At 38.8% G+C, this 10,966-nt stretch carries 2 protein-coding genes; both read left to right on the top strand.

All coding sequences use genetic code 11. The annotated features are described in order from the left end of the window. The first annotated feature begins 181 nt into the window (after positions 1–181). On the top strand, positions 182–2,605 hold the full coding sequence (locus tag BLP52_RS05320) for a PGF-pre-PGF domain-containing protein (RefSeq protein WP_154717793.1): 2,424 nt from the start codon (positions 182–184) through the stop codon (positions 2,603–2,605). A 243-nt stretch (positions 2,606–2,848) separates the two neighbouring features. Then, positions 2,849–10,966, top strand: coding sequence for an Ig-like domain-containing protein (locus BLP52_RS05315; RefSeq protein ID WP_162272939.1), 8,118 nt, complete (start codon positions 2,849–2,851; stop codon positions 10,964–10,966).

The following is a 10,966-nucleotide window of genomic DNA, read 5'->3' as shown; positions in this document are numbered from 1 at the left end:
ACTCAATTAAGTTTATTATTTTAAAAACTTAAGATATAATTATTATGGAGGGGATTTTATCTTTAAACACGTCAGGTATAGATTTCCACAAAAATCTGGAAATTTGAACTATTTTAGGAATACTGGAAATCACATAATCTCATTAAGAACGTTATTATTTCTTGCAGTTATTTCATTATTATTGATCTCAGGGGTTTCAGCATCGACCAACTCCCCTGTGCTTTCAGTAATTGGAGATCGTTCTGTAAACGAGAATAGCCAACTTGTATTTGGTCTTTCTGCAACAGATCCTAATAATGATTCTCTTGTGTTCTCTGCATCAAATATTCCATTAGGTGCAGTTTTTAATAATTCGACAGGTGTGTTCACCTGGACCCCTACTTTTGATCAGGCCGGCAGTTACCTGACTAAGTTTATTGTTTCTGACGGATCCAATGTGGATTCAGAATACATCACAATAACTGTGAATAATGTCAACCGTTATCCTGATTTTTCATCCCCATCTCCGGTCACGGTAAATGAGGACACTGAGTTGAAAATAACACTTTCAGCAACAGATGAGGACGATGACCTTCTTGTATTTGGTAAAGATGTTTCCTATGGACTTATCGATAACAACGTTTTTACCTGGACACCTGGATTCAATGATCAGGGAATTCATAATATCGTATTTAGTGTTAGTGATGGTCAGTCCACAATACATCAGAGTGTTGAAGTCAATGTTTCAAACGTAAACAGGGATCCTGTATTATACCCGATCAGCGATACGGTTGTGGCAGTCGGTTCTGACATTACAATTGAATTAAATGGCTTTGATCCGGATGGTGATTCTCTCAATTATTCAAGCGTTACTGCATTACCTTCCGGTGCGACACTTGATGCTTCAACAGGTGTTTTCACCTGGATCAATCCAACAGAACTTGGCACAAAAGCATTGACCTTTAAAGTAGATGATGGCTCAGGGTCAGATACACAAACCGCTACAATAACAATAGTTGCAAGTGGCCCCAATCTCCCTCCTGTAATAGACACACTTCAAACTCTCTACGTAAATGAGAATTCCACACTAAGCTTTGAATTATCAGCAAAAGATGATGAAGGTGATTCATTGGCATTTTCCTGGCCAACAGGATTACCAAATACTGCATCTATATCTATGCAAAGTTCCTCGGTAAATGTCACCTGGACACCTACATATGAAGAAGCAGGTGATTACCATGCAGTATTCAGGGTAGCAGACACTCATTCAAGTTATAGAGTGGTTGATATAGTTGTCTCAGATGTAGATCGTGCTCCGGTCATGGGTTCTGTAGCAAATAGTACAGTTTCAGAGAACGATGTGCTATACATCAACCTTACAGGTTCAGACGCAGACAACGATGCACTTACATATTCCACAAATAGCACTCTTGGAACCATTAGAGGAAACACTTTCATCTGCACCCCGGATTATACTGATTCCGGAATTTATGATGTGTTATTCACAGTTTCAGATGGCAGTCTAAGTAACAGCACAACTGCAACGATTAAAGTGACAGATGTCAACATGCCTCCAAAGCTTGAATCTATAAGTTCAAAGGAAATAGCTTATAATGATACTCTGGAGTTTAATTTATCCACTGAAGATGTAGATTCCGGTGAGACTCTGACATATACCTGTCTGGAAACTCCTTCAAATGCCATGCTGGATGCTTCCTCTGGTTTGTTTACCTGGATGCCTGTTGAGAGTCAGATGGGTACTTATTCTGTAAGTTTCTATGTCACTGATGGCAGTGCAGAAGATTATGAAACCGTATCTATAACAGTAACAGAACCTTCTTCTTCCAGTAGTGAAGCAACTTCATCTTCAGGAAGTAGTGGCGGAGGCGGTGGGTCTCTGAATACCGGAGAGAAATTTGAGAATATTGAATCCAAGGACTATTCCATCAAATACGTTATGAAGGATAGAGAAACCATATTTGAGTTCGATAAACCTGCTAATAATATAGTGTCCATAAGTTTCCTATCCAAACTTAATGGTGGCCAGACAAAAGCGGTAATTGAGATGTTAAAGGGAACTTCATCTATTGTAAGTTCATCTCCTCCCGGTAACGTATACAAGAATCTTAATATCTGGGTAGGCGATTCAAAGTTTCCATCCGAAGTAATTTCGAATGTGCTTATCCGGTTCAAGGTAGAAAAATCATGGGTATATTCCAATAATGTCGAACAGGATTCAATAGTGCTTTCACGTTACTCAAATGGAAAGTGGGCACTTCTGGATACATCATTTGAAAGAGAAGATGGGGATTATATGTATTATGTAGCTGAAACTCCCGGATTCTCACCCTTTGCTATTCTTGTTCCCAATATCACTGAAACAATTCTGAGCGAGAACAGCTCAGCTGAAAATCAATCTGTTATGTCAATAGGCGATGAGATAGTTCCTGTTGGAACAGAGGTACCTCAAGACAAACAGAGTAACAAAGGAGTTCTGTTACTTTTATTTGTGGGTATAGTTGCTGCAGTGGGAATTGCAGGATATAGATACAAAGGGCACTATGAACAATTGTATCTCCAAATTAGCAATCCCGATGGGAAGAGATACAGACGCCTGAAGAAATGATGTCATACCAGGCATCGAAATTTATTCTATTTTTTGAAGCATTATATCCTATAACATATTATCTATTTTGATTCTGTTCTTCTATAATTATTATATCGATGTAATTAAAAAAATATATAATCTATTAGAGATTAGATTTTATATGGTGGGTGGTAGTGCTTTCTTCTTTAAGGGTACACCAATATAATAAGTTTAATTAGAAGGCAGTTTCATCCTCCTTAAAAAATGCTTTGGGGGAAAAGCATGTTTCCTAATGGAAAGGAAAAATGTAAAAAAGTGGGCTTTGTTTTTATAAGTATAGTTTTGTCAGTGTTGTTGTTATCGGTATTTGCCAGTGCATATTCCAATGAAACAGTAATTGTGGGGTCAACTGTAGTAAATCCAGGGGTTTCATTTTCATTGCCGGTTTTTATAGATAATATAACGAATATCAGGTTCTTGTCTCTTGATATCCTATTTGACAATTCTTCTCTTCGAATAGATGATATTGATGGCAATAGTTCGTCGATATCAGATAGCCAATTCTATCTTGATAACTCCACTGGTTTTTCCAATATGACACTGGAGTTTGATAATCTTTCAAGCGAAGATGAGATTCATGTTGTTAACCTGTTATTCAGATCTCTGGTCAGCGGTCATTATGATGTCGTACTCAGAAATGTCTCATTTTCAAATGATACAACTTCATTCCCGGCAGAATATGTTGTGAATGGCTCAGTGAGGGTTAACTACCCTCCTGAAATAGACGAGATTGATAATAAAACAGTGAATGCAGGTTCAAATCTTAATTTCTCAATAGTCGCAGTTGATTTTGATGATACAGATCTGAGTTTTGGTGTAGAAAAGCTTCCGGAAGGTTATACTCTCAATTCCAGTAACGGATCATTTTCATGGACACCAACTGAAACAGATGTTGGAAACTATAATGTGAAATTCTCTGTTTCTGATGGTTATGCATCAAACTCTACTTATGCAACCATATTTGTTAATGAAGTAGCAGCAGTCATTGATCATCCACCGGAACTTCAGCCCATAGGTAATAAGTCAGTAAATGAAACAGAAACCCTTTCATTTGTGATTAAGGCAAATGACCTTGATTCAGATCCAATTACATACTCTGCGGATTCTCTTCCGGGAAATTCCACATTGAATGAAACTTCAGGTGAATTTAACTGGGTCACTGGTTATTCCGATGCCGGGGAATATATTGTAGAGTTAGTAGCTTCCTCAACTGATCTCACAGATTCTGAAACAATTTATATTGAAGTTTTAGGTGTCAATCGCGCTCCAGCTCTTAATGATATAGGCTCCCAATCTGTATTGGAGAATTCTGTTCTTGAGATTATTCTCTCAGCAACGGACGAAGATTTGGAAGATTCTCTGACATACTCTACAAACGCCAGCTTTGGCAATCTTTCTGAAAACATTTTCACATGGACTCCTGGTTCAAACGATTCCGGGACTTATAATGTTAAATTCAATGTCACCGATGGTTCACTTGTAGATTCCGAAATAGTAACTATAACAGTGAGTAATGTTAATCATGCTCCTGTTTTGGAAGAGATTGGTGAACAATATGTAAACGAAGCGGAACCCCTACAGATCAGCCTCTCTGCTAATGATACCGATTCAGGTGACATCCTTAGTTACTATACCAATGCTACATTTGGTAATCTCTCTGACAATGTTTTCACCTGGACTCCAGATTATGATGCAGCCGGTATTTATGTTGTAAAATTCACTGTAGATGACACCATGGATACAGATTCAGAAACCGTAGTTATTAATGTTGAAAATACAAACCGTCCACCAATTCTTTCCCCACTAGATGATTTTGAGATAGATGAGAACGAATCTTTATCAATAAACTTGTCAGCTACCGATCCGGATGGGAATAATTTGGAATATTCATCCAATGTTTCTTTTGGAAATATTTTAGGCAACATTTTCACTTGGATTCCCGATTTTGATCATGCTGGTACTTATGTTGTTGAATTCACCGTGAGTGATGGTATCGATTCTGATTCAGAGCTTACTACTATAAATGTGAATAACATTAATCGTGCTCCTGTTCTAAATGTTATAGGCCCACAATCAGTTCTGGAAAATTCTCTTCTTGAGATTAATCTCTCAGCTACAGACCCTGATATAGATGATTCTTTGACCTATGGCTCAAATGCCAGCTTCGGTAGTATGGCAGGCAATGTTTTCACCTGGAACACTGGATTTAATGATTCGGGTGTTTACAATGTTGAATTTAATGTAAGCGACGGTTCGCTAATAGATTATGAAGTAGTAACAATTACTGTCAGTAATGTTAATAACAAACCAGTTTTGTCAGAAATTGGCGAGCAATATGTCAATGAAAATGACACTTTAATTATCTCTCTTTCTGCCACTGATGCAGATACAGATGCCAGCTTGACTTATTCAACTAATGCTACGTTTGGTAACCTGTCAGGTAATACTTTTAGCTGGACACCAGATTCTGATTCAGCCGGGGTTCATGTTGCTGAATTCACTGTAAGTGATGGTATTGATTCTGATTCCAAAACAGTAATCATAAATGTTGAAAATATAAACCGTGCTCCGGTACTATCCACAATTTCCAATGTTGAGATCGATGAAAACGAATCTCTTGCAATTGCTTTGCAAGGCTCAGACCCAGATGGTAATGAGCTTGTCTATTCGAGCAACGTTTCATTTGGCAACGTGTCTGTTAATGTCTTTAACTGGACTCCTGATTATGAAGCTGCAGGAATCTATATAATTGAATTTACTGTTAGGGATGAGTCCGATTCTGATACAGAACTTGTTACTATCAAAGTGAACAATGTTAATCGTGCTCCAATCCTCTCACCTCCTGGTTCTTATATAGTGGATGAGAATTCGTCGCTTATAATTTCCCTTGATGCAACGGATCTAGATTCAGAAGACACTTTGGATTATGATTGCAATGTTAGTTTTGGAAATCTAAATAACAATATCTTCACCTGGGTTCCTGACTATGAAAAATCGGGTGTTTATGCTATTGAATTCACTGTAAGTGATGGTGATGCATATGATTCAGAAGTTGCTATTGTTACTGTAAATAATGTCAACCGTGCTCCAGTCCTTTCATCCCCGGGTTCTTACTATATTGCTGAAAATTCTTCACTTATGATTACTCTTTCTGCAACCGATTCAGATTCAGAAGACACTCTTGCATATAATGACAATGTGACTTTTGGAAACATAGAAGATAACATATTCACATGGATTCCAGATTACAACTCTTCGGGTACTCATGAAATCAACTTTACTGTAAGTGACGGCAACCTTTCCGATTCTGCTATTGCTATCATCGCTGTAACTAATACGAATCGTGCACCATATATCGATTATATTCCTGACAAATTGATTAATGAAAATCAAGAGTTGATTATCGAGATAAATGGAAATGATCCTGACGATGATATTCTGACTTATGAGAAAAGTGTAGATTTTGGTATTCTTGATAACAACATTTTCACCTGGAAACCGGGTTACAATGATAGTGGAATATATGATGTGAGTTTCACAGCTTCAGATGGAAATCTGTCTTATACGGAGAGTTTCAAAATAGCAGTCGGTAACACCAATGTTCCACCTGTTCTTGAATATATAGGAGGGAAATCTATAGATGAGAACCAGTATCTTTCGTTCACTATAAATGCAATTGATGAAGATTCAGGCGATACTTTAACTTATTCCGCATCAGGTCTTCCTCTTGGTGCATCATTCAATGCTCAGACACGTCAGTTCTCATGGATTCCTACATATAACCAGTCAGGAACTCATAATGTGGTTTTTGAAGTCACCGATGGGACCTTTATTGATGCAGAACTTGTGCAAATAGTTGTCAACAATGTCAACATTGCTCCAGTTCTTGTACCTATAGGCAATATGACGGTCAATGAGAATTCAGAACTCAGCTTTATTGTAACAGCTACAGATCATGATAAGGATAATCTTGAATACTCAGTATCAAATCCTTCCCATATAGGAAGTTTCAACTCCATAACCCATGAATTCCGCTGGACTCCTGATTATGATGATGCTGGAACCTACAACCTTACTTTTACTGCAAGTGACGGTGACCTTTCCGACTCAGAAACCATATACATTGAAGTTCAGAATGTCAACCGTGCTCCAGAACTGACACCTATTGGCAATAAAGTTGTCAATGAAGCAGCGGAACTGTCATTCACAATAAGTGCAAATGATTTGGATGGTGACTCTTTAGCATATTCTGCCAGTAACGTTCCTTCAGGTGCGGACTTTGATGAACTGACACATACTTTTAGCTGGATTCCTGACTATGATCAATCAGGAATTTATGATGTAACTTTCACTGTTAGTGATGGTGATCTTTCCGATTCTGAAACAATTACAGTTAGTGTTGGTTCAGTAAATCGCCCTCCTGAACTTGCCTCTATTGGTGACAAAACCGCCTTAGAAGGTTCATCACTCAATTTCACTATAAGTGCCATTGATCCTGATGAGGATACTCTTGAATACTCTACATCTGTGCTTCCTGACGGAGCCGATTTTGATGAACACTCTCATGCATTCTCCTGGACCCCGGATTATGATCAATCAGGCAGTCACTCCGTCACCTTTACCGTAAGCGATGGTAGTCTTTCTGATTCCGAAACAATATCCATAGATGTTGCGAACACAAATCGCGCTCCAATCCTATCGGAAATCGGAAACAAGAACGTTGCAGAAGGTGAAAAACTTTCATTCACGATAAATGGCAGTGACCCGGACTACGATTCACTTAGCTACTCAGCTTCAGGTGTACCTGATGATGCTGATTTCAATCCTTTGAGCCGCAGTTTTGTCTGGACCCCTGACTATGAGGATTCCGGTTCTTATGAAGTAACATTTACAGTAAGTGATAGTGACCTTTCTGATTCCGAAACCATTATTATTAGCGTTGGTTCAGTAAATCGTCCGCCTGTGCTTTCCTCCATAGGGAATAAGGATATCAATGAAAACTCCGAACTATTGTTCTTTGTTACTGCAACAGACCCGGACGTTGATGACCTCACATATTCGATTGAAAATAAACCGGATGGTTCCTATTTTGATGAAGGTACAGGCCAGTTCCGCTGGACTCCTGATTATAATGCATCAGGGACCTATACTGTAACATTCAGGGTGAGCGATGGCAACCTTACTGATTCCGAAACCATCACTATTACTGTACATAATATCAATCGTGCTCCAATTCTTGATAATATTGGCAATATGCAAGTAAATGAAGGTTCATCACTTACATTCAATGTATCAGCACACGATGAAGATGGTGACTCATTGATCTATTATGCAAGCAGAATCCCGCAAGGTGCAAATTTTGACCCCAACACACAAGAGTTTACATGGATTCCTGATTATGAAGACTCCGGTACTTATTCCCTAACTTTCTATGTAAGTGATGGTTATCTTGTTGATTCTGAAACTATCACTATCAACGTAGGTTCAGTAAATCGCGCTCCTGAACTTGTTCCTATTGGAGATAGAACAGTTGATGAAGGTTCAGAACTAAGATTCACCATATCAGGTTCCGACCCCGATTCAAACGGTCTGACCTATTCAGCAACAGGTCTTCCATCAGGTGCAGAGTTCGATGAAGATACACAGGAATTCGTCTGGAATCCCGATTATGACCAGTCAGGAACCTATAATGTAACTTTCAGCATAAGTGATGGATCACTATCAGATCTGGAAACTATCACTATTACAGTAAATCATGTCAACCGTGCTCCTATCCTTTCTGTCATAGAGGATGTATCGGTAGATGAAAATGAATTAGTAACCATAAGTCTGCAGGCTGATGAGTATGATGAAAGTGACATTCTTTTTTATTCTGTGACTGGTGCATCGGAAAGTTCTTCAATAAATACGTCTACAGGTGTTTTCACCTGGATTCCTTCATATGATGATGCTGGCGTATATAATGTTGTATTTTCCGTTTCAGATGGTACGGCAAAAGATACTCAAAATGTTGAAATTACAGTGCAGAACATTAACCTTCCACCACAGATCGATGTTCCTTCTCAGGTTTATGTGAATGAGAGCAGTACATTGGTACTTGATCTCAACGCTTCTGATCCAGATAATACTCCACTTGGTATTACTAAGGATTTCTCCAGGGGTTCCTTGAATAATGGTATTTTCATCTGGACTCCAGGTTATGAGGATGAGGGCAGTTACGATGTTACCTTTACCGTCAGTGACGGAGAGTTATCAGTGAGTGAGACAGTAGAGGTCATTGTAATAGGATCCAATTCTGCACCGATACTTTCATCGATAACAAGTGTAGTTGTTAATGAACTTGAGACGGTGAAGATCAACCTTACGGCAGAGGATATAGATGGTGATGAACTGACGTTCTCCAAGGATGTAGAATTTGGTGAAATCGTAGATAATGTATTTACCTGGACTCCCGGATTAAATAAAAAAGGATTCTATGAAATTCTCTTCACAGTATCAGATGGGCAGCTATCTGATTCTAAGATCGCTATTGTTGCAGTTGGTAGTACTAACCTTCCTCCAGGCATAGTTCATATGGGAACACAATATGTAAAAGAAAATGAGAGTATTGAGTTTACTCTGAATGCCACGGATCCGAATAACGATACTCTAAGCTATGCAGTAACAGGTCTTCCGGAGGGCTCCTTCTTTGATAATTCAACAGGTCATTTCTCATGGACCCCAACCTATGAGCAATCAGGTAAATACACCGTTGAATTCCGTGTATCCGATATTCGGTACACAGCTGTTGACACTGTAATCATCAATGTAGAGAATGTCAATCGTCCACCTGTATTTGATTCAATGCCCATGTATGAAGTAAATGAGACAGAACAGGTAATGATCAATCTCAGTGCCACAGACCCTGACGGTGATTCTGTTTCCTTCTCAACTGCTTTCAATAATGGAAAAATAATCGGAGATACATTTGTCTGGGATACTGGTTATTATGACAGTGGAGAATATTACATACTTTTCAATGCCACAGACGGCAGTCTTTATGATAGTACTACGGTTCATGTAAAAGTGAACCCGACAAATATGCCTCCTGAAATAGAATCTATTGGCTCACGTTACATTTATGAGAACGAGACATTGAAATTCTATGTTAATGCAACTGATGATGACAACGACAGCCTTATTTATTCGGTAAGTGGTGCACCATCAGGATCCTCCTTTGATCCGGTAACACATCTTTTTTACTGGATTCCAGATTATGGTCAGTCAGGCACTTATTCTGTAGAATTCCATGTAACTGATGGCCAGCTCAATGATTCAGAGGCCATTACCATCAGAGTCTATGATGTTAATACCAAGGTTACAGATTACAGTGGTTTTTCAACATCAAGCAGCAGTAGTAGTGGCGGTGGTGCAGGTGCTTCCAGTGGCGCTGAAGACTACAATAATGTTGCATTCAAAGATTATTCAATCAAATATGTGACCCGTGGTCAGCAAATAGAATTCAAATTCCCAAATTCAGAGAATGATCTTGAATCCGTGGAGTTTTCCGCACTTAAGGCTGCAGGCCAGGTAAAGGCAATAATTGAGATCCTGTATGATCGTTCTTCCCTGGTGAACACGAATCCACCTGGAGATGTCTATCGCAATATCAATATATGGGTGGGTGATGTCAAGTTCAATTCAGGAAATTATTTCTCATCAGCAGAGATCACATTCAAAGTTTCAAAACAATGGCTTGAGGATAACGATGCAGACCCTACTTCTGTAAGACTTTACAGGTATTCCGGTGGTTCATGGAATGAATTAAAGACTTCCAGAATCGGTACTGATGCAAATAATTATTATTTCAAAGCCCAAACTCCTGGCTTCTCTCCGTTTGCTATTGTGAGTACAGGCAGCGGTCAAATCTTGCGCAATTCAGTTCCTGAGTCTACGGCACAGAACACACAAATCACATATAAGAGCAATGCCGGATTAAACTCCGTGAATGATGTCCCAGATGTGGAAATAATGAGCAAGGCACTGGAGCAGGAACCAATCAGTCCTTTTAATACAAGTTTCTTCTTCATAGGAATTATAGGTATTTTGTTAATAGGCTCTGCAATTGGATATCGTTCAAGGAATGAATCTCCTGTCCTGAAAAGATATTATGAGGCAATTCATGCATTTGTTCTTGGAATAAAGAATGCAACAGAATGGACAATTCATAAACTAAGCTCCGAATCCATGCATAAGGACTATGCAACCCTCGGTGTGAAATGGAATGAGTTCAAGACTGCTGATTATAAGGCTATCTATGAAAAGAAACTGGCTGAAATAAAGGAAAGACAAAAACAGTAG

The organism is Methanolobus vulcani (genome assembly GCF_900100715.1).
Lineage (GTDB): Archaea > Halobacteriota > Methanosarcinia > Methanosarcinales > Methanosarcinaceae > Methanolobus > Methanolobus vulcani.
Note: the sequence above shows the minus strand (reverse complement) of the source record. Positions and strands in the feature narration are given on the sequence as shown.